Consider the following 21055-nt stretch of genomic DNA (forward strand, 5'->3'; position numbering starts at 1 on the left):
GTTTCTGTATTATTGATTATATTGATGATTTATATATAAAGTGGAGGCAATTTTTATGAAATATAGAATTGAGCATGATTTGCTAGGGCAAAAAGAGGTTCCAGTTGATGCTTATTATGGCATACATACATTAAGAGCTTATGAAAATTTTAATATATCAGGACAAAAAATTCATAGAGAACTTATTATATCGCTTGCGATGGTCAAAAAGGCTGCAGCAATTGCAAATATGAAAGCTGGTTTGCTTGATGAAAAAGAGCGAAGGCAATAATTTTAGCTTGTGATGAGATAATATCAGGTAAATACCATGATCAATTTATTGTTGATGCCCTCCAGGGAGGTGCAGGTACTTCTTCTAATATGAATGCTAACGAAGTTATTGCAAATAGGGCAATAGAACTACTGGGGGGTAGTAAAGGGGACTATTCTATTGTACACCCACTGGAACATGTAAACTTGAGTCAATCTACAAATGATGTTTTCCCGACAGCGGTGAGAATTGCAGCAATACGTCTTTTAAAGCCTTTGAGTGAAGATTTAACTGAGCTTCAAAGTGTGCTTCAAGAAAAAGAAGAAGAGTTTTCTGATGTATGTAAAATGGGACGAACCGAGTTACAGGATGCTCTTCCTGTTATGCTTGGTCAGGAATTTGGTGCATATGCACAAGCAGTTGCAAGGGACAGATGGAGGATATATAAAGTTGAAGAAAGGTTGAGACAGGTAAACATTGGCGGTACTGCTGTTGGGACAGGAGTAAATGCCGAGCTAAAGTATATATTCTCAGTTATAGAAATATTAAGAGAAATAACAGGACTAGGACTTGCAAGAGCGGAATATATGATGGACCCTACCCAGAACAATGATGTTTTTGTTGAGGTATCTGGGCTTTTAAAAGCGGCAGCCACAAACCTTATAAAAATATCAAATGATATAAGACTTATGTCGTCTGGACCTAAATGTGGACTCATGGAGATTAATATACCAGAAGTACAGGCAGGTTCATCGATTATGCCTGGTAAGGTTAATCCTGTTATACCTGAAGCTGTAAAGCAGGCAGCGTTTCAAGTTATAGCATGTGACCATGCAATAACTTTATGTGTCCAAGCAGGTGAATTTGAGCTTAATTTCACATTGCCTCAAATTGCATATAATCTTTTTATGCAGATAGATCTATTAAGAAATGCTATAAGAATATTTATAGATAAATGCATTAAGGGAATAACTGCGAATAAAGATTACTTAAAAGAAACTATTGAAAAAAGCTATTCATATGCAACTGTGCTAGTTCCTTACCTTGGGTATGAAAAGGCAACAGAAATTGCAAAAATGGCTAAAGAAAAAGGAAAAACCATAAGGGAAGTTGTGTTAGAGGCTGGACTCTTTACAGAGGAGCAACTTAATATAATATTTAACCCTTATGAAATGACAAAGCCAGGAATACCAGGAAAAAGGAAATTGAAAGGAGAAAAACGATTATGAACACGACACCTGTTTCTTCCAGGCTTCACATAGCTATTTTTGGCAGGAGAAATGCAGGAAAATCAAGCCTTATAAATGCTCTTACAAACCAGGAAGTAGCCCTTGTATCTGATGTTGCAGGTACTACTACTGATCCTGTGTCGAAAGCAATGGAAATACTTCCAATAGGACCAGTTGTAATCATCGATACTGCTGGACTTGATGATACGGGAGAGTTAGGGGAACTTAGAGTAAAAAAAACCTATGAAGTTTTAAACAGAACAGACCTTGCAATTCTTGTCATAGATGGCACTATAGGGCTTTCAGAGTTCGAAGAAAATGTTTTGAAAGTCATTAGAGATAAAAATATTCCAGTTGTAGGGGTAATAAATAAAAAAGATTTGTCACAATATTCTGAGGAAGATAAGAGAAAATGGGAAGAAAGATTAAAACTAGAGCTTATTGAAGTTTCTGCTTTAAAAAAACATGGAATTGAAGCCCTAAAAATGATGTTAATAAAAAAAGCACCATATGACGACAGGGAACTTTCGATTGTGGGTGATCTCATAAAACCTGGAGACTTTGTAGTTCTTGTTATTCCTATAGATAAAGCTGCTCCAAAAGGAAGACTTATACTTCCCCAACAACAAACAATAAGAGATATTCTTGACAATGATGCGATGGCCATTGTCACAAAAGAGCATGAGTTAAAAGAAACACTTCAAAATCTAGGGAAAAAGCCATCATTAGTTATTACAGATTCTCAGGCTTTTTTGAAAGTTAGCGCTGATACGCCTAAAGATATACCGCTTACATCTTTTTCTATTCTTTTTGCACGATATAAAGGTGATTTGGAGGAACTTGTAAGAGGTGTAAAAGCAATAAAAAAACTAAAACCTGGTGATAAAGTCCTCATTGCTGAAGGATGTACACATCACAGGCAGCCTGATGATATAGGAAAAGTAAAAATACCCAGATGGATTCGCCAGATTGTTGGAGGAGACATACAATTTGAGTGGTCAAGTGGTATAACTTTTCCAGACAATCTCGAAGAATATAGCTTGATTGTACATTGTGGAGCATGCATGTTGAACAGAAGGGAAATGATGTACAGAATTTCATATGCAAAAAGCAAAAACATTCCAATAGTAAACTATGGGATATTAATAGCTTATGTTCAAGGTTTAATGCCAAGAGCTATAGAAATGTTTCCGCTGGCAAAAATGGTTTATGAGGAAGAATAGAATAGGACGATTACACTTTCGTTGTCTCGTAAACTTTTTTATATTGAAACAATAAGACATAAAGGGTATACGATAGTGTGATTATTCCACTTACTATAAAAGTTATATGAGAGCCAAATTTTTGCGATAGTGTGCCAGCATATAGTGAGCCTATAGGAGTTACTCCACCAAAAACCAAAGAATAAACACTCATCACTCTCCCCCTGAATTCATCTGCTGTATTAATTTGTATTGTGGTGTTGGCAGAAGAGTTGAAGGTTATCATAAACCAGCCTGATAAAGCTAAAAGTAAAGCTGTTAATAAATAACTACTTTGTATACCTATAAGTATTTGAAAAATACTAAGTCCAATGCTACCGCCAAACAGATAGACAGGCTTTACTCCTCTTCCACTTACCGAAGCTAGCGTCAATGCTCCTATCAGCGCTCCTGTTCCCATTGCTGACATTAGTAAGCCATAATCTGTCGCTTTTCTGTGAAGAACATCTTTAGTAAAAACAGGTACTAATACGTTAAAGTTCAGAGAGAAAATGCTTAAAATAGCAATCATGAGTATTGTAGTGAGTATAACAGGGGTATTTTTAATGTATTTCAATCCGTCCCTTAAGTCATCAAAGATTTTTGCTTTGCCGTCATTAGCTTTTGGTGTTATACCTTCTACTGTAATTAATATAAGTCCTATTATCACAGCAATAAAGCTTGCAGAATTCAAGTAAAAACAGACGGCATATCCCAATTTGCCAATTAATATTCCTGCAATTCCTGGACCTATTATCCTTGCTGCATTAAACACTGCTGAGTTTAAAGCAATGGCATTCATCAAGTCTTTTTTTTCGACTAGGTCAATTATGAAGGATTGTCTTGCTGGCATGTCTATCGTGCTTAAAAAACCATTAAACAAAGCCAAAGCCAATATTTCCCAATAATTTATTATTTTTAGAGCAGTCAAAGTTGCGAGGATAAAGGCGGAAATTGCAAAACTTGTTTGTGTAAATAAAATCAATTTTCTTTTTGGAAATCTATCTATTACAACGCCTGCAAATAAAGAAAAAAGCATCACAGGCAAAAACTGAACAGCACTTACAAGGCCCAACAAAAAGGAAGAATTTGTCAATTCGAGAACTAGCCAACCCTGGCCTATATTTTGCATCCACGTGCCTATAAGGGAAATCATCTGTCCAAACCAGAACAATCTGAAATTTTTGTGTTTAAGGGAAGGAAACGAACATCCTAATTTTTCTACTATGTTCATTGCTATTTCTCCTTATGCCAAATTTTCATACAATAGTTCTATCGATTGATTAAAATATTTTTTGGCTTCTTCAGTATTATTTAGAGCAATATACAGATTTCCCAATCCTTTATAGGCTTCGGACAAGTCTTTCTTGAGGCCAAGGTTTTTGAGTATTTCCACAGATTTTAAAAGTTCTTTTTCACTTAATTCAAATTGACCCTGCTTTAAGTGTAAGTTTCCAAGGATTGTATGAATTCTTCCTATTTCTTCTTGTTCGTTTATCTCTTTTACAATTTCTAATGATTCATTTAAATACTCAAGTGCTTTTTGGTAATCTTCTTTTAAATAATAAATTCTTCCTATTTCTGTTAAATTATATGCCATTCCTTTTTTGTCATCTAAATCTTTGTATAATGAATAGCTTTTAAGAAAATATTTCTCTGCAATGTCATATTTTTTTAAATCTGTATATACAAATCCTAAGTAATTATATTCATTAGCAATATCTTCTTTTAAGTTTAATGTTTTGCTTATCAAAATGGCATGCCTTATGTACTTTAAAGCATCTTTGTATTGTTTAAGTTCATAATTTACAAGTCCAAGCCCATTGTTGGAAAGAGCAATAAAGTCTACTGCTTTGATTTGTGTAGAATACTCAAGACATTTTATATAATAATCTCTTGCTTTAATAAATTCTCCCATTTTGCTATATAAACTTGCTATACTGAAAAGTATGCGGGATTTCAATTCAGTGTTTCTCAAAGAATATTTTTCGAAGCCATCTAAAGCTCTTAAATAATTTTCCAGGGAAGATTGGAATTTTTGTAAATTGCCTAAAGACAAGCCTTTCATGTAGTGAATTTCTACCATAGTTTCATTGAAGGAATTTTTCTCAAAATAAGAAGATATTTTATCTAAAATTTCAAGAACCTTTTGGTAATCTTTAATAACTAAATAAGATTTAGCTAGATAAATTTATCAATTGATGAATATTCATCTATTGCATTGTTTAAAATATCGAGGTATAATTTAATAGCTTCTTCATAATTTTTGCTATCAAATGCCCTTTGTGCATTTAAAAATTTTTCGAGTATGTTTTTATATTTGGAAAGTTCCTTTTTTAATTCTTCTTTTTCTACATAGTCTTCATCTAAAAAGTATACAACCGGCTTATTTAATTTTTGGGCGATAAAGTTTAAAGCTTTTAAGGAAGGACTTATTTTACCTTTTTCTATAAGGCTTATATAGCCTTTGGAAATTCGTCTCCTGATAAATCTCCTTGTTTTAAGAATTGTCTTTTTCTTTCTTCTCTAATTCTTCTACCTAATTCTGCCATATCCATGTACTACCACTCCTTAATGTGCGTACTAAAATATATTATAATTTAATTTAGCAAATTTTTCAACGGGCAAGTATACGATAAATTTAATTATATAAAACCAAAATACGTGATATAATATTATTTGTACATTTTGACTTTGAGGTGGTTATTGTGAATAAACTATATATAATAGGGCTAGGGCCTGGGTCACCAGATTCTATTACACTGGGGACAATAGAGAAAATGAAAAATGCTGATAAAGTTTTTTTACGGACAGAAAAACACCCAATAATTCCTTTTCTTAAAGCGCAGGGAATTGTTTTCGACACCTTTGACAAAATATACGAAAAAAGTACTACTTTTGAAGAAGTTTATGAAAATATTGCTCGGGAAATAATAGATGTAGCAAAAAAATATCGAAAGGTTGTATACGCTGTTCCAGGGCATCCTTATGTAGCAGAAAAATCTGTGGAATATATACTAAACTTTTATAACAGTTATACCGATATATCAATAGAAGTTATTCCAGCTATTTCTTTTATTGATGCTATTATAAGTGAATTAAAGATTGACCCTATATATGGCCTAAAAATAATTGATGGTTTGTCTTTGGAGGTGCAAAAGCCTGATAAAAGATGTGCTAATATTGTTGTTCAAGTGTATGATAAATTCGTGGCTTCACAAGTGAAGTTAAAACTGGCAGAAGTTTATGGGGACAGTTATCCTGTAACTGTTATAAAAAATGCGGGAATTCCAGGGGAACAGGTAATAGAGACGATGCCACTTTATATGATTGATAGACTTGATTGGATTGATTATCTTACTTCTTTGTACATACCTCCTGTGCAAACACTTTTTCAAGAAAAGTATGATATATATGACCTTTTAGAGATAATGCGGATTTTAAGAAGTGAAAAAGGATGTCCATGGGATAAAGAGCAGACTCATCGGAGCCTTGAAAAATATTTGGTGGAAGAGAGTTATGAGTTAATTGATGCGATTGAAAAAGAGTCTGAGGATAAAATGGCAGAAGAATTAGGAGATGTGCTTTTACAAGTTGTTTTCCATTCACAAATTGCGAAGGAGAGGGGAACATTCAACTTTGACGATGTAGTAGATGGCATATGCAAAAAGATGATTTGGAGGCATCCTCATGTTTTTGGGACAGAAGAATTGAAAACTTCTAAAGCAGTATTAGAAAAATGGGATGAGTTGAAAAAAGAGGAGAAGAATTTAAATTCTTATACGGAAGTTTTAAAAGATGTGCCAAGGTATATGCCTGCTCTTATGCGAAGCTTTAAGATTCAAGAAAAAGCTGCAAAGGTGGGCTTTGATTGGGAAAGGGTTGAGGATGCACTTTCTAAAATTTATGAGGAATTAGAAGAATTAAAGGAGGTGTATAAAGGGAAAGATAAAGAAAAGATTATTGAGGAAGTTGGAGATTTAATTTTTGCAGTTGTAAATGTAGCTAGATTTTTAGATGTAGAACCAGAAAGTGCAACTCACAACACCGTAGAAAAATTTATAAATCGATTTGAGTACATTGAAAAAACTGCAGCAATCAAGGGAAAAAAATTGAGTGAAATGACATTAAGTGACATGGACAAGCTGTGGAATGAAGCGAAGATGAATAATTTTAATAAAAAAAATGAAAAATAAGCGTAAATTAGCAGGATTTTTCGATTTTATGAAGAATAAAAATAAGAGTAAAATATTTTTAAACTAAGGAGGTATTGTTGTGAATAAGGCAGATCTTGTTGCGAAAATTGCAGAAAAAAGTGAATTAACAAAAAAGGATGCTGAAAAGGCATTAAATGCTTTCATTGAAGCAGTAGAAGAAGCATTGAAAAATGGTGACAAAGTTCAATTAGTAGGATTTGGCACATTTGAAGTAAGAGAAAGAGCTGAAAGAAAAGGAAGAAATCCTCAGACAAGAGAAGAAATAACGATTCCTGCTTCAAAAGCTCCTATCTTTAAAGCAGGAAAAGCGTTAAAGGATTTAGTGAATTCTTAAGAAAATCAGGTCGTTATGACCTGATTTTCTTACTTTTAAATGGGGGTAAAAAGCACATGAGAGTTAATAAGTTTTTGAAAGTTTCAAGGCTTATCAAAAGGCGTACGATTGCAAAAGAGGCCTGTGACAAAGGATTAGTTTTTATAAATGGCAAGCAAGCAAAAGCTAGTGACGAAGTAAAAGAACATGATATAATAGAGGTAAACTTTGGAAATAAAATTGTCAAAATAGAGGTTATAGACGTAAAGGAACATGCTTTAAAAGACGAGGCATACAAAATGTATAAATTGATAGAAGAATGAATGATTTGTGAAAATCCCTCAAATACTATAAACAAAAGTATAGGAGGGATTTTAATTGTATAGGAACATACTGAAATTAATTGCGGTGTTGGTAGCTTTGTTATTTGCCATGACTGCTTGCAGACCGCCTACAAAAAAACCAGAACCTGTCAGAACACCTCGAATGGAACTACCTAAAATACCCGCAAAAATCAGTAGGGGTGAAAATAAAGAACCCGTTCTTAAAGTTTATGTTGTACAAACAGGTAAAATTGAAAATATGCCTTTAGAGAAGTATGTTGAAGGTACAGTAGCAGGAGAAATAAAAATTATTGGCCAATTGAAACTTTAAAAGCTCAGGCGATTTTAGCGAGAACATATGTTTTAAATTTTGTAAGTACTAAAAAGTCTAAATATCCAGGAGCCGATATATCAACGGATTTTGAGGAGGCTCAAGCTTGGAATCCTTCAAATGTAAATTCAAAAATAAAAGAAGCGGTAAAAGATACTCGAGGTATAGTTGTTGCCTATGACGGGAAATTTATAAATGCATGGTTTCACTCTCATGCAGCAGGACAAACTGCTTTAGCTAAAGAAGGCCTTAATTACAAAGAGCCAGAACCTCCTTATATTGTGAGTGTAAAGTCAAATGAAAGTCCTAGTGCGCCGGCTAATGTAAAGCATTGGACAGCTACTTTTACCAAAAGTGAAGTGATTAATGCATTGAAGAAAATGGGGCTTAATATAAACGATTTTAAAACTGTGAAAATAGGTGCAAAAGGGGCTTCAGGAAGAACTGTAACTTTTCTTTTTGACAAAACGCCTGTTAATGCTCCTGATTTTAGAATGGCAATTGGAAGTGAAAGGTTAAAGTCCACTATGATAGATGAAGTTTCTTACGATGGAAGTAAATTGGTGATAAAAGGAAGAGGGTTTGGGCATGGCGTAGGAATGTCTCAATGGGGAGCATATCAGATGGCTAAAGAGGGGAAAAGGGCAAAAGATATACTAAACTATTATTTTAAAGGCATAAATATAGTAAAAATTTGGGATTAAAATCCTCCGGAAGGAGGATTTTTTTGTTCTAAAAAAAGTACAAGATTCATAGATAAATAATAGTCTATTAAAAAGAGGGGAGGTTTAAAGAGGTTTAAAATGGAAGATAAAAGGAACTTTTCAAGAACAGGAAAACCTCATAATATTACAATTGAAAATAGAGAAAGAATCAGTATTTCTGGGGTAACAAATGTTGTAAGCTTTGACGAAGAAACAGTAATATTAGAAACGGATTTAGGAGTTTTGACGATAAGAGGTCAAGGGCTTCACATTAATAAATTGAACCTTGATGATGGACAAGTGTCAATTGATGGTGAAGTAGTAAATCTAAATTACAGTGACAAAAGTGGTCTTATAGGAAAATCAGGGGGGTTCATAGGTAGAATGTTTCGATAAGTCGCATGTTGCGGCTTATTTTGTTTTATGTACTCGATTTTAAAAAATTTAATTGTTATAATAAATTTGAATATTTTTGTGCAGAGGAGGTAGAAAGGTTGGAACAAATGAGTGATAGGGGAAAAAATTGGTTTAGAAACATGACTACAAAAGAAAAAGTAGAATATATATGGGATTATTATAAAGTTCATATTATCGTAAGTATATTAGTGATCTATTTGTTAGTTTCTTTTACAAGTAGTATTATTAATAGAAAGGATTACGTATTAAATATCGCTTTAATTGGCAAATATGTTGATTTTAATGGACAAAGTGAATTTTCTAAAAAAGTCACTAAAGAATTAATTGGCGATCCTTCTGGGAAAAAACAAACTTCTGTTGATTTTTATAGGCTTGTAAAAGGTCTAAATGGTAATCTTACTCTTGACCCTGCCTCAACTCAAAAATTAATGGCCAGAATAGGGGCTCAAGATATAGACGTCATTGTTTTAGATAAAAATAATTTTGATATATTGGCAAGACAAGGAGCTTTTTTGCGATTAGATAAGGTAAAAGAGTTAAATTTAACAAAGCTAAATGTAGTAAAAATAGAAGAAGATTCTGCTGAGGTAAAACCAGGTGTTTACGGTATATACGTTGGAAGGGGTAATAAATATTTAGAAGACCTGGAATATGACTATAGTGATAAAATTATTGCAATTATGTCGAATGGACAACACAAAGATTTAGCTATAAAATTTGTAAAATGGCTTTTGGATATAAAATAAAAGGTGGTGAAACGAATTGAAGAAGGTTTTTTTGATAGACTTTGATGGTACTGTAACCAAAGTTGATACTGTTGATTTAATGGTTAAAGAGTTTGCAAAAGATGGATGGCAGTATTATGAAAAGTTATGGGAAAAGGGGGAAATGTCTACTGAAGAATGTGCAATTGAAACATTAAAACTTATGGAAGTAGATGAGAAAAAGCTTTTAGATTTGCTTTACACAGTTGAAATAGATGATTATTTTATGGAGTTTTTAAATTTTTGCAGAGAAAAAGATTATGAAGTTGTAATAGTAAGCGATGGGTATGATTTTAATATAAAAACTATTATGAATAAATATGGTTTTGATGTAAAATTTTATAGTAACAAACTTTGGTTTGAGGATGGAAAAATAAAAGTGGATTTTCCACATAAAAGCAAGGATTGTGATAAATGTGGCATGTGTAAACTGGAAGTATTGAATAAATACAAAATTAGGGGATATTATGTAGTTTATGTAGGTGATGGATATTCAGACCTTTGCGTCTCTCAACATGCGGATAAAGTCTTTGCAAAGGGAGTTTTAGAAAAATACTGTAAAGAAAATGAGATTCCATGTACTTCTTTTAGAAATTTTAGCGATATTATAGAAAAGTTAAAGCGATAAACTTCAGTGGGTGTTTATCGCTTTAACAAGGGGTGGCAATACTTGTTTTTTTCTAGAGATGACATAAGGCAAATAAAAGCTGTTGTTTTTTATTTCAACGTTAAAAGCCCTTTGTAACAGCTCTTTGTTGTTTCCCACAAAAAGTATTTCGGAACCTTCATTTATTATGTCTGTCAACATAAGCAATAAAATATCGTAGTCTTTGTCTTTTTTCACTTTTTCCATAAAGTTTATAAGCTGTTGTTTTAATTCTCCCGCATCTGTAAGAGTGTTTACCTGACCTATGCCGATTTTATAATTATTTATTGTAAATTCTTTAAAATCTGTATAAAATATTTCTTCAACAGTTTTCCCTTCTAAAGAGGTACCTGCTTTGAACATTTCAGGTCCAAACTCATTTATGTCTATGTTGGCAATTTCTGCAAGTTTCTTAGCTGCTCTTACGTCTTCTGGTGTGCACGTAGGGGATTTAAATACAAGAGTATCTGATAAAATAGCAGCGCACATTATTCCCGCTATTTTTGGTTCTGGAATTAGCCCTTTTTCTTCAAAAAGTCGATTTATAATTGTAGCGGTAGAGCCTACAGGATGGTTTCTAAATAGTATTGGCTGCTCTGTTTCTATCGTCCCAATTCGGTGATGGTCAATTATTTCTAATATTCTTGCTTGTTCTATTCCTTCAACTGCTTGTGAGAATTCATTGTGGTCAACCATTATGACATTTTTTCTTTCATAGTCCAAAATATGTCGCCTTGCAAGTAGTCCTACAACTTTTCCTTCTTCGTCGACAATTGGAAAGTTGCGGTATCTATATTTTAACATTACTTCTTTTACATCATCAATATAATCGCTAATTCTGAATGTTACTAGATCTTCCTTTTTTATTACATATGATAATGGTATACTTTGGTTTAATAGTTTAACAGTGTCAAACGTATCTGGTACCACTTTTATAATAGTTACTTTGTATTGTTTAGCTAGTTCAAGAATTTTTTCTGAGACTTTGTTATTGCCAGTAATTATGAGAGCTTTTATTCCTTGTAAAATCGCAGCTTGTTGTATGTCGTCTCTGTCTCCAACGATTAAGATGTCTCCTTTCTTTATTCTTTTTAACACATTTTCTTTAGACATTGCAGCTACTAAAATGTCGCCTTCAAGATAATCTACATATCTTAAAGTTTCTTCTCCTTTCAAAGTAGCTAGTATATTGTCAATAGGGATTTTATACTTAGATAATTCATGAGAAGAAGAAAGATATGCTTTTGCTAAATCTCCTACTGTTGCAATTCCCATTAATTTGTTTTCCTCATCTACTACTACTATTGTTCTAATGTTTTTTTCCATCATAGTGTTCCATGCTTCAAACATGGAAGTGTTTTCTTTAAAAACGAGAGGTTTATCAAATTTAATGTCTTGTACTTGGGTATATACATTTTCAATAAAAATAGGTTCTTCTACTCCAAAATAGTCTAGCACAAATTTTGTCTCTCGGTTTATAGGACCTAATCTAACAGGTATAGCATTTATACCTTCAGACATACGCTTTAGATATGCATAAGCAATAGCCGAGCAGATAGAATCTGTATCTGGATTTTTATGTCCTGAAACATATACTGTTGTCATGATGCATCGCCCCTATTTTAGTTTCATTCTTGCTGCAGTAGATAAATATAATATAACAAGAAAAGGAGGGTATGTAAATGGTAATAACCATACAAAGTCAAATTTATGCATTTTTAGTAACAGTATATGGTGGTTTTGTACTGGGATTTATATACGATATTTTTAAAGTGACAAGGCAAGTTTTTAGGCTTAGAAAAACTTTTTCTAATATTGCCGATATTATATTTTGGCTTTTTGGGACAATTACTATGCTTTATTTTATGTATATAAGCAATTATGTTGAAATCCGGTTTTATAGTTTTTTGGGATTTGCAATTGGAATCATTCTTTATTATGTGTTGTTAAGTTATTTCATTACCCAAGCTTTAATTGGAGTTTTTGAATTTACATTAAAATTTTTAAGAAAGATGGCAGAAATTATTATATACCCTATTAGAATAGTAGTCAATTTTATTATTGTTCCTTATAGGTTTACAAAAAAAATTTTAACTTTGCCTGTCGCTTTTCTAGAAAATAATTTAACCCATTTTAAGATTTTCAAGAGAAAAAAATAAAGGATTTTTTAAAGAAATGTCGAATAAAAATTAATAGAAATTAATATGTATTGTGAAAGCAGGTGTTATGAGTGAAAAAACTAAAGAAGATGTTGTTTTTTGCCTTTATTGCATATATTGGATTTACCTTTTTTCAGCAGCAAGTTGTATTAGAGAAACTTGATAGTAGGTATAGGAATTTGAAAAATAAAGAAGCTGCTGTAATGAAAGAGAATAAGTATTTAAATGAATTACTTCATCAGATAAACAGTGAAAGTTTTATTGAGAATGAGGCAAGACAAAAATTGGGGTTGGTTAAAAAAGGAGAAATAATTTATGTAGATGTTTCGAAAACTAAGTTTCAAGAGACAAAAAAGTAATTTCAGAAAATTTATCTTGAAATGTTTTGTATCTTAATATATAATAAACTCATTAATAAAATTTTTAAAGGGAGGATCTTTGTTTATATGCCATTTGAGGTTGGAGATGTTGTTGAGGGCACCGTGTTAAACATTACAGACTTTGGAGCATTTATTCAGCTACCGGAAGGGAAAACTGGGTTGGTGCATATTTCGGAAGTTGCTAATACCTATGTAAAAGATATTAGGGAGCATTTGAAGGAGCATGATAAAGTAAAAGTAAAAATATTGTCCATGGATTCTAGTGGGAGAATAAGTTTGTCAATCAAAAAGGCTTTGCCTAAAAATAATAAAGAAAGAGAGCCAAAGGATTTTGTATGGCAGAGCAATAGGAATTATAATACTAATAGTTCCTTTGAAGAGAAATTGCTTAAGTTTTTGAAAGATTCAGATGAGAGACAGCAACAGCTGCGAAAGAATTTTGATTCCAAGAGAAGAAACACAGGCTATAGAAAAAGCAATGGATATTAACTTCGGGTTATGCCCGAAGATTTTTCATAAAAAGAACAAGAAATTTTACAGGTTTTTACCTGTGATAGTTGGGGGTTATTATGAGAATTTGTGCGATTGATATAGGGACAAATTCGGTACGCCAACTTATATGTGACATAGATAATGGAAATATAAACAAGATACAAAAAGATGTTGAAATAACTCGACTAGGGGAAGGAATTTCCAAAACGGGGAAGTTAAATAGTAATGCTATACAGAGAAGCATTGAAGTAATTGAACACTTTGTAAAATTGGCCCAAGATAAAGGTGCAGAAACTATATATGCTTTTGCAACATCTGCGATGAGGGATGCTAAAAATAAAGACGCTTTTTTTGAGCAAATTGGAAAACTTGGATTAGAGGTAGAAATCATAGATGGAGAAACAGAGAGCTTGTTTGGATATATGGGAGCAGTGATGGGAATTAATAAGAAAAATGCACTGGTGTTAGATATAGGAGGAGGAAGTACTGAATTAGCGTACAAAGGTAATGAATTTAAAAAGGAAAGCTTCGATCTTGGAGCTGTGAGGCTTACTGAAAAATTTATTAAAAATGACCCTCCTACAGCTGAGGAATATGATGAAATCAGGTTGCATATAATAGATACAATGGTAAATTCCATTAATAAATACAAAGAAGCTGAAAATATCATTGGAATAGGAGGAACTATAACAACACTTGCTGCCGTTTCACAGCAGTTGGAAATTTATTCTCAAGAAAAAGTTCATGGATATCTGCTAAGAAAAGAAGAAATTAAAAAGATTTTAGATAAATTTATGTCTGTTACATTGACAGAACGGAAAAAAATTCTTGGATTGCAGCCCCAAAGAGCTGATATAATAATTGCTGGAACTGCTATATTGTTGACCATATTAGAAATGCTGGGTTTTAAAGAAATAACCGTTAGTGAGTGGGATAACCTGGAAGGAGCAGTGTTGTGTAAATTTGGAAGATTTAAGTTATAAAAAGGGACTTTTCATTTGGAGTTGCAGAAATGGGTAAAAAAACTATTGACTTAGAGATATAGATATAATATAATAATACTGTCTCAAGGAGATAATGCCGGAGTGGCGGAACTGGCAGACGCACAGGACTTAAAATCCTGCGGGCCCTAAAAGCCCGTACCGGTTCAAGTCCGGTCTCCGGCACCAATGTCGCGGGGTGGAGCAGTCCGGTAGCTCGTCGGGCTCATAACCCGGAGGTCGTAGGTTCAAATCCTACCCCCGCAACCAAAAATATGGCGGCGTAGCTCAGTTGGCCAGAGCATGCGGTTCATACCCGCAGTGTCGGTGGTTCGAATCCACTCGCCGCTACCAGCCATGCGCAAACTGTATCGTCTATCGAAAGCCTGAAATGGGCTTCAATTCTATCACGGTAGACGATTATTTTATTGATATATGTTGGTAAAATTTGTTTAATTTTGTGAGGGTCACCCGCTTCCAACACTTCTTTGTCTTTTAAAAGGTACTGTCTTATTTTTTCTTCTGTTATAAAAGAAGTGTCGGGCAAGCTGCTTATTTCCTTTATTCTCATTTCTTTGTACCTTTATTGAATATGTATTTGCCAGTATACTTCTCATTTCGCAAAATTTCATGAATACTGTTTTTGCTAAATGGATTCCTTTCTTAGTTTTGTAGCCTCTTAAATTTAATTCATCAATTATTTGCCTATATCCATATCCCTGTGCATATAATTCAAAAATCAATCTTACTGCCTCAGCTTCTTTTTCGTTTATCACATATTTCCCATCCACAATGTCGTACCCAAGGGGCGGCGGTATGCCTCCATTAAATTTGGCCTAAAAAGCATTTAAGTGAGCTGGCTTTATCATCTGCAGGAATGCTGGCCTATCATCAGTTGTAGCGCTTTTCGCTTCATCAGTGTATATCTTTACTAGCTGTATATTATTCTTTTCGCGGTACTCTTTTATAGCTCTTAATTGAGCTTCAATGCTTTCTTCTCGCTGATTATCGCTGGAGTACCTTGCGTATGCTGCGGCTTTTATTTCTGCACTTGACATATAACTCCTCCTCTAGATTTATTTTAAGTTTACTGTAAGATTGCTTTCAACACCTCTTATTACCAATCATCAAATTCATTGTCAGTAAATTCTTCTTCTTGATTTTCAAAAGTTAATAAAGTAAGAACCATATTTAAATTTGGCATTTGAAGAACAAAAGTCTTTATCCTTACTTGATGCTTACATAATAGATGAAGCAGCAAAAGTGCTAAGTGTAAGCAAAAGCTATATGTATGAGCTTGCAAAGCATAAAGACTTCCCCTCACTAAAAGTACACGGCAAGAAAATAATAATTCCTAAAAAAGGCTTAGAAGAATGGATGCAGAAGAAGTTTGAAGAAGAGAAAGGTACCAGCAAAGTAATCGCCATGGGAGGTAGAAGATAATGTGGATTGAATTTAAGCCCATGAAAAATAAGGACCTACTTATTAGAATAGCTGAAGAGCTTATGAAAGTAGTACCTATAAAAATAGAAAAAGCCGGAGAAGGCTGGAAATTGATGATAAAAACCTAGTATATAGCCGTAGTATGCCCAAAATCAGGTTTAACAAAAATATAATTTTATTAGGAGGAAGGAATTAAAAATAAGACTAATAATTATTATAAGCCTATTAATTTTTATCTTTGTTATGGTTTTCCCTGCGGTTTACAATATAAATAGTATGCATAAAGAGCATACTATATAATAGAAAGTATTGCAGAAAAATATATTAAAGATGTCGAAAAAGACGGCTATTTAAGTTACGCAACATACAAAAAAATAGAATATGAATTAAACCAAAAGGTGGGTTATAAAGGTATTACATCTTATCATTTTATTACAGGAACAATTGAAAGAAAAACAAAAGGTGAAGAGATATTTATAGAAATTGACTATGGAAGTTTTTCATTATTTTATAATATACAAGAAAGGCAAAGATATTTTGTTCTTAACGAGAAAATATAATAACCATCTGTATCTTTGTAAATTTGCGTCTGAAAAAATTAGAAAAAAGCATGGACCTACAGAGGATGATATTAAAATTTTCCTAGAACTAGATTATCCTTTTGTATATATAGTTTTTGATTTAAAAAGACAATTAATTTTAGTTCAACATAAATCTTCTGTTTTTCAAGATAGAAATACAGCAATAAATAGGATTAGAGGAATATTCGTACCAAGAACAAGAATATATGGTTATAATTTCACAATTGAACCTGTTACTTTTGAAAATTTTTTTTGGGATCATGTTGAAAAAGCACAAAAAATTTATGAAGTTGCATTAAGTTTGAAGCACCTAATTTGTTTGGAGGCATATATAGTACAAATGATTTTGTGAAAGAAGTAAAAAAATTTTTTAATTCCACAGAAACTGAAATAAAATATAAAAATGAAGACGGGAAACTGAAGGTAAGTAAAAAAGAACTCGAAGATCAAGGAAGGAGAATATAGTGATTATAGTTACTGGTGGAACAGGTCATATTGGAAATGTTTTAGTGAAGAGATTGTTAGGAAGGGGTTATAAGATAAAAATAATAGTACCTCCAGGTGAAAATTTAACCTCTATATTTGGCTTGGATGTTGAAATTGAATTTACAGATGTTCGAAATAAAACTCACCTAGTTGATTGTTTCAAAGGGGCCGAGGTTGTATTTCACCTTGCAAGCCTTATTTCAATTTTTACAAAAGATAAAAGAGTGTATGACGTAAATGTGTGTGGAACAGAAAATGTAATAGAAGCGTGCATAAAAAATAATATAAAGAAACTTGTTTATGTTAGTTCGGTCCATGCATTAAAAGAAGAACCTAAAGGAAAAGTAATTAAGGAAAACAAAGATTTTAATCCGGCTTACGTAAAAGGTGATTACGCAAAATCAAAAGCAATTGCTACAGCAAAAGTTTTAGAATCACAAAAATTAGGTATCGAACCTATTGTTGTTCACCCTTCAGGAGTTATTGGACCTTATGATTATAAAATTTCTTTTATGAATCAGGTTATAATTAATTATTTAATGGGAAAATATAAGTTTTTAATAGAAGGTGCCTATAATTTTGTTGATGTAAGAGATGTAGCAGAAGGTATAATACTGGCATGGGAGAAAGGGAAAGCAGGCGAAAATTATATTCTTTCGGGAGAAGTAATTACTATAGAAAAGCTGTTTTCTTATCTTGAAGAAATAACAGGAATAAAAAACCTCCTATTATTAATAGATATATTGGTGAGTTTTTTTCATACTTTGCTGACATTTACTATAAAATAACAAAAGGAAAACCTACATGTACCTCTTATGCTATTTATAGTTTAAATAGTAATTCAGATTTCACTTATGGAAAAGCTAAAAAAGAATTAGGATATAATCCGAGACCTATAAAGGAAACAATATATGATACAGTGCTTTGGCTTAAAGAAAGAAGTTTAATTTAGTCGTTGAGTGGGCTAGTAAATATCAACGTGAACTGCTAGAAGATGTGGGAAACTCAAGTATTTCGAAAATTGCCTGGATTGAAGTGATGAAAAATGTATAAAGTTGTAAGCGTAAAAGCAACAGATGATTATAAACTGATTGTTGTTTTTGACAATGGAACTGTGAAAGAATATGATATGAAGCCAAAACTTAATGAGTGGCCATTTGAGTTATTGAAAAACAAAGCCTTTTTTAAAGCGGTAAAAGTTGATGCTGGGGGATATGGTGTGAGTTGGAATAGTGAACTAGATTTGAGTGAATATGAGCTTTGGAAAAATGATAAAGAAATTAAACTAGTTTAAATTTGTTTAAAGGAAAGAGAAGAATAAAAATATTGACAGTATTTTTGACATCACATCTCTAGTTGTAGGATTGTTCATTGTAGTTAATACACCCAAAGCCATAACAATTAAAGTAGAAATTGCAAATTTTAAAATAGAGATAAGTTAAAAAAAGAATAGGTAGCTCACATCTACCTATTCCCACATCCCACATATCTATGACACCCGAAGTGTCCTTTTATCTATTATATCACATCTTTTAGAAATTGAACCAATGAAATAAAAAATCAAAAAGACGGAAGTGATGCCTTACGAAATAGTCACGATTTGGTATAATAGAATAAAAGATAAAACTTAAAATTGAGGTGTTTTTTATGAGCAGAATAAAACAGTTAAATCGTGAGCTTACAAGAATTGTAGATGTGCTAATAAGGGAATATCAGCCTGAGAAAATAATATTATTTGGTTCATTAGCAACAAAAAAAATAAATGAATGGAGTGATATTGATTTAATAGTCATAAAGGATACTAATAAACCTTTCTATGAAAGATTAGAAGAAGTTGTTAAAATTGCTAAGCCTACTGTTGGCACGGATATTATAGTGTATACCCCAAAGGAAGTAGAAGAAATGAAAGAAAGTATATTTTACAGTGAGGAAATATTAAAGAAGGGAAAGGTTATTTATGAAAGAAGCAAAACAATGGCTTGACTTTGCTATGGATGACCTTGACTCAGCAGAAATTATGTTTAAAGCAGGCAAATACAATATGGTCTGCTTCTTTTCACATCAAGCTGCGGAAAAAGCTTTAAAAGCATTTTTGGTAAGTCAGAAACATAATCCTCCTCGAATTCATAATTTAATAGATCTTGTGAGTATTTGTACACAATATGATAAAACTTTTGAAGATTTTTTATCTAAAGTCCAAGTATTAAACCAGTTTTATATTCCAACAAGATATCCTACTGCTATGCCAGGTACAACAGCTTTAGGAATGCCTGATATTAAAACAGCTGAAAAAACAATGGTGTATGCTAAGGAAATCTTTTCTTATTGTAAGAGTGCAATTTGGGGTTCTGCATAAAATACAAAAGTACGTTCATAATTGAGAGCGGTTCGCTAATGTGGTACCATTCTTATACAAAGGAAATGCTGGTGACATATGTTTCTACCAAAGTTTCTGTAAAGGAGATGAAAAAGCGATTATTTTGAGTTAGAGTATGAAGTGTAATATCTCTCTCCTTTTAAAGCTTGTTCACATCACCGCCAATAGGCATGATGTGGACAGCTTTTTTGTTATTCATTAGACTTACTTGTTAGCTTCCGCAAATTGATGTCACTATAAGCAATGATAAAATAACAATATTAACGTATATCTATTGACATTGATATTGGATTGTGATACCTTTAAAAGAGAAATCATATAATTCCTATCTAAATACTCGGAATTAAAAGGAGGCAAAAATTATGTCTGAAAGACAAAACAAAATTTATGAGGATATAGCCCAGCTTATAGGCAATACACCTATGGTTAAGTTAAATAGGATTGTTCCAGAAGACGCGGCAGAGGTCATAGTAAAATTAGAGTCTTTTAATCCTGGTGGAAGTGTTAAGGATAGAATTGCATTAAATATGATAAAAAAGGCTGAGGAAGAAGGAAGATTAAAACCTGGTGGGACAATTGTTGAAGCTACCAGTGGAAATACAGGTATTGGTCTTGCGATGGTCAGTGCTGTAAAAGGGTATAGGTTGATTCTTGTAATGCCTGATACTATGAGTATAGAACGGAGGAATTTACTTTTATCCTATGGAGCAGAGCTTGTTTTAACACCCGGTGCAGAAGGCATGAAAGGAGCTATAAAAAAGGCACAAGAAATTTTGAAATCAAATCCTGACTATATAATGCTAGATCAGTTTAAAAATCCTGCGAATCCAGAAATACATGAACTTACAACGGCAAAAGAAATATTAAAAGATACAAATGGGATAGTGGATGCATTTGTAGCAGGTGTAGGCACAGGGGGAACAATATCTGGAGTAGGGAAAGTTTTAAAGCAATATAACAAAGATATAAAAATTGTTGCAGTAGAACCAGAGGAATCTCCTGTATTGTCAGGCGGCGAACCTGGACCTCATAAGATACAAGGAATAGGAGCAGGATTTGTTCCTGATACACTAAATCTTGACGTTATCGATGAAATTATAAAAGTAAAAGAGAGAGATGCTTTTGAGATGTCAATGATACTTGCAAAACAAGAAGGAATTCTTTGCGGTATTTCCTCCGGGGCAAATGTTTTTGCGGCAATTGAAGTTGCAAATCACCTCGGGAAAGGAAAACGGGTTGTAACAGTACTACCTGATACTGGGGAAAGATATTTAAGTATGCACAAATTTTTTGAATATTGAACGCCATAATGAATTTAATCCTAATGGAAGAATGACAGCACTTCGTTGTGGAGCAAATGTTGTAATGCCCAATGTGACAGAGGGAGAATGCAGAAAGTTGTACGCATTATATCCGGCAATATCCGGGAAAAATTTGTTCATTGCTTTAGTTGTATAACTGCCAGGATAAATAGTATTGAAAGAGTAGTTTTAGAAAGTTTTGGTTATAGAAAAAAGAGAGTGTAAAATCTGCACTCTCTTTTTTTTACAGATTATTTTGCAGAGTAATAGCATCTTTTAGGAGACATTATTAAATCTTCTTTTTTTAATTCTTTAATAGCCTTTTCAACTTCTTTTTTGTCAAGGCCTGATTTTTCCACAATATTACTAGGACGCAGTTGTGGCATCCATTTTATTTTTCCTCCTTAATACACATTACAAT

At 32.7% G+C, this 21055-nt stretch carries 22 protein-coding genes, 3 tRNA genes and 4 pseudogenes; 24 read left to right on the forward strand and 5 right to left on the reverse strand.

What is annotated here, in order from left to right:
• Window positions 1-55: 55 nt before the first annotated feature.
• Both JCM7501_RS09015 and hydF read left to right on the forward strand, forming a co-directional pair.
• Window positions 56-1479, forward strand: a pseudogene (locus JCM7501_RS09015) (aspartate ammonia-lyase).
• A complete protein-coding gene (hydF, locus tag JCM7501_RS09020; protein ID WP_012996051.1) occupies window positions 1476-2702 on the forward strand; it encodes a [FeFe] hydrogenase H-cluster maturation GTPase HydF in 1227 nt (408 codons plus the stop codon). The pseudogene JCM7501_RS09015 and the gene hydF overlap by 4 nt, the downstream one beginning before the upstream one ends.
• Before the next feature lie 10 nt (window positions 2703-2712).
• Here the strand turns inward: hydF and JCM7501_RS09025 are convergent, their stop codons facing one another.
• Window positions 2713-3954: an MFS transporter gene (locus JCM7501_RS09025; protein WP_028992226.1), complete on the reverse strand. Its 1242-nt coding sequence runs from the start codon at window positions 3952-3954 to the stop codon at window positions 2713-2715.
• Window positions 3955-3966: 12 nt separating this feature from the next.
• Window positions 3967-5278: pseudogene (locus tag JCM7501_RS09030) on the reverse strand (tetratricopeptide repeat protein).
• Window positions 5279-5428: 150 nt separating this feature from the next.
• Between JCM7501_RS09030 and yabN the strand changes: the two are divergent.
• The 7 genes and pseudogenes from yabN to JCM7501_RS09065 all read left to right on the forward strand — a co-directional run bounded on the left by yabN (window position 5429) and on the right by JCM7501_RS09065 (window position 10417).
• Entirely contained in the window at window positions 5429-6916 is a 1488-nt protein-coding gene (gene yabN / locus JCM7501_RS09035) for a bifunctional methyltransferase/pyrophosphohydrolase YabN (protein ID WP_028992224.1), read from the forward strand.
• 79 nt (window positions 6917-6995) lie between these two features.
• On the forward strand, window positions 6996-7271 hold the full coding sequence (locus JCM7501_RS09040) for an HU family DNA-binding protein (protein WP_003869740.1): 276 nt from the start codon (window positions 6996-6998) through the stop codon (window positions 7269-7271).
• Window positions 7272-7327: 56 nt separating this feature from the next.
• Window positions 7328-7573 (forward strand): RNA-binding S4 domain-containing protein, encoded by a 246-nt coding sequence (locus JCM7501_RS09045; RefSeq protein WP_028992223.1) that lies wholly within the window; start codon window positions 7328-7330, stop codon window positions 7571-7573.
• Window positions 7574-7628: 55 nt separating this feature from the next.
• Window positions 7629-8608 (forward strand): annotated as a pseudogene (locus JCM7501_RS09050) (SpoIID/LytB domain-containing protein).
• Window positions 8609-8707: 99 nt separating this feature from the next.
• Window positions 8708-9004, forward strand: a complete 297-nt coding sequence (gene yabP / locus JCM7501_RS09055) for a sporulation protein YabP (protein ID WP_012996045.1) — start codon at window positions 8708-8710, stop codon at window positions 9002-9004.
• A 107-nt stretch (window positions 9005-9111) separates the two neighbouring features.
• Window positions 9112-9771: an extracellular solute-binding protein gene (locus JCM7501_RS09060; RefSeq protein WP_028992222.1), complete on the forward strand. Its 660-nt coding sequence runs from the start codon at window positions 9112-9114 to the stop codon at window positions 9769-9771.
• A 16-nt stretch (window positions 9772-9787) separates the two neighbouring features.
• Window positions 9788-10417 (forward strand): MtnX-like HAD-IB family phosphatase, encoded by a 630-nt coding sequence (locus JCM7501_RS09065; protein WP_012996043.1) that lies wholly within the window; start codon window positions 9788-9790, stop codon window positions 10415-10417.
• A 3-nt stretch (window positions 10418-10420) separates the two neighbouring features.
• Here the strand turns inward: JCM7501_RS09065 and JCM7501_RS09070 are convergent, their stop codons facing one another.
• Window positions 10421-12040 (reverse strand): putative manganese-dependent inorganic diphosphatase, encoded by a 1620-nt coding sequence (locus JCM7501_RS09070; protein ID WP_012996042.1) that lies wholly within the window; start codon window positions 12038-12040, stop codon window positions 10421-10423.
• Window positions 12041-12117: 77 nt separating this feature from the next.
• Between JCM7501_RS09070 and yabQ the strand changes: the two genes are divergently transcribed.
• The 7 genes from yabQ to JCM7501_RS09105 all read left to right on the forward strand — a co-directional run bounded on the left by yabQ (window position 12118) and on the right by JCM7501_RS09105 (window position 14800).
• Window positions 12118-12594 carry a spore cortex biosynthesis protein YabQ gene (yabQ, locus tag JCM7501_RS09075; protein ID WP_028992221.1) on the forward strand — a complete coding sequence of 159 codons (477 nt, stop codon included), beginning with the start codon at window positions 12118-12120 and terminating at the stop codon, window positions 12592-12594.
• Window positions 12595-12665: 71 nt separating this feature from the next.
• Window positions 12666-12953, forward strand: coding sequence for an FtsB family cell division protein (locus JCM7501_RS09080; protein WP_028992220.1), 288 nt, complete (start codon window positions 12666-12668; stop codon window positions 12951-12953).
• A gap of 87 nt (window positions 12954-13040) precedes the next feature.
• Window positions 13041-13463 carry a S1 domain-containing RNA-binding protein gene (locus tag JCM7501_RS09085; protein ID WP_012996039.1) on the forward strand — a complete coding sequence of 141 codons (423 nt, stop codon included), beginning with the start codon at window positions 13041-13043 and terminating at the stop codon, window positions 13461-13463.
• 80 nt (window positions 13464-13543) lie between these two features.
• Entirely contained in the window at window positions 13544-14449 is a 906-nt protein-coding gene (locus JCM7501_RS09090) for a Ppx/GppA phosphatase family protein (RefSeq protein ID WP_028992219.1), read from the forward strand.
• 96 nt (window positions 14450-14545) lie between these two features.
• Window positions 14546-14635, forward strand: a tRNA-Leu gene (locus tag JCM7501_RS09095).
• A gap of 4 nt (window positions 14636-14639) precedes the next feature.
• A tRNA-Met gene (locus tag JCM7501_RS09100) sits at window positions 14640-14716 on the forward strand.
• Between the two features lie 7 nt (window positions 14717-14723).
• Window positions 14724-14800, forward strand: a tRNA-Met gene (locus JCM7501_RS09105).
• Window positions 14801-15016: 216 nt separating this feature from the next.
• Here JCM7501_RS09105 and JCM7501_RS15945 read toward each other — a convergent pair.
• Window positions 15017-15504 (reverse strand): annotated as a pseudogene (locus JCM7501_RS15945) (recombinase family protein); the annotation flags it as partial.
• A 139-nt stretch (window positions 15505-15643) separates the two neighbouring features.
• On the opposite strand from JCM7501_RS15945, the gene JCM7501_RS09120 reads away from it, so the two are divergent.
• From JCM7501_RS09120 to cysK, 8 genes are all read left to right on the forward strand, one after another.
• Window positions 15644-15889: a helix-turn-helix domain-containing protein gene (locus JCM7501_RS09120; RefSeq protein WP_245599070.1), complete on the forward strand. Its 246-nt coding sequence runs from the start codon at window positions 15644-15646 to the stop codon at window positions 15887-15889.
• On the forward strand, window positions 15889-16017 hold the full coding sequence (locus JCM7501_RS14945) for a hypothetical protein (protein WP_256201338.1): 129 nt from the start codon (window positions 15889-15891) through the stop codon (window positions 16015-16017). The genes JCM7501_RS09120 and JCM7501_RS14945 overlap by 1 nt, the downstream gene beginning before the upstream one ends.
• A 355-nt stretch (window positions 16018-16372) precedes the next feature.
• Window positions 16373-16822, forward strand: a complete 450-nt coding sequence (locus tag JCM7501_RS09125; protein WP_162199506.1) for a hypothetical protein — start codon at window positions 16373-16375, stop codon at window positions 16820-16822.
• Between the two features lie 112 nt (window positions 16823-16934).
• On the forward strand, window positions 16935-17744 hold the full coding sequence (locus JCM7501_RS09130; protein WP_256201339.1) for an NAD-dependent epimerase/dehydratase family protein: 810 nt from the start codon (window positions 16935-16937) through the stop codon (window positions 17742-17744).
• Between the two features lie 257 nt (window positions 17745-18001).
• Complete coding sequence (locus tag JCM7501_RS09135; RefSeq protein WP_028992214.1) at window positions 18002-18250, forward strand: DUF2442 domain-containing protein; 249 nt, start codon at window positions 18002-18004, stop codon at window positions 18248-18250.
• A gap of 353 nt (window positions 18251-18603) precedes the next feature.
• The gene (locus JCM7501_RS09140) at window positions 18604-18939 is read left to right on the forward strand and encodes a nucleotidyltransferase domain-containing protein (RefSeq protein ID WP_028992213.1); all 336 of its coding nucleotides are present in this window, start codon (window positions 18604-18606) and stop codon (window positions 18937-18939) included.
• Complete coding sequence (locus JCM7501_RS09145; RefSeq protein ID WP_028992212.1) at window positions 18914-19312, forward strand: HEPN domain-containing protein; 399 nt, start codon at window positions 18914-18916, stop codon at window positions 19310-19312. The genes JCM7501_RS09140 and JCM7501_RS09145 overlap by 26 nt, the downstream gene beginning before the upstream one ends.
• 383 nt (window positions 19313-19695) lie before the next feature.
• Window positions 19696-20634, forward strand: coding sequence for a cysteine synthase A (cysK, locus tag JCM7501_RS09150; protein ID WP_028992211.1), 939 nt, complete (start codon window positions 19696-19698; stop codon window positions 20632-20634).
• A gap of 251 nt (window positions 20635-20885) precedes the next feature.
• Here the strand turns inward: cysK and JCM7501_RS09155 are convergent, their stop codons facing one another.
• Window positions 20886-21020, reverse strand: coding sequence for a hypothetical protein (locus tag JCM7501_RS09155; RefSeq protein ID WP_049766021.1), 135 nt, complete (start codon window positions 21018-21020; stop codon window positions 20886-20888).
• Between the last annotated feature and the right edge of the window lie 35 nt (window positions 21021-21055).

This window comes from Thermoanaerobacter thermocopriae JCM 7501, from assembly GCF_001310975.1.
GTDB classification, from domain to species: domain Bacteria; phylum Bacillota; class Thermoanaerobacteria; order Thermoanaerobacterales; family Thermoanaerobacteraceae; genus Thermoanaerobacter; species Thermoanaerobacter thermocopriae.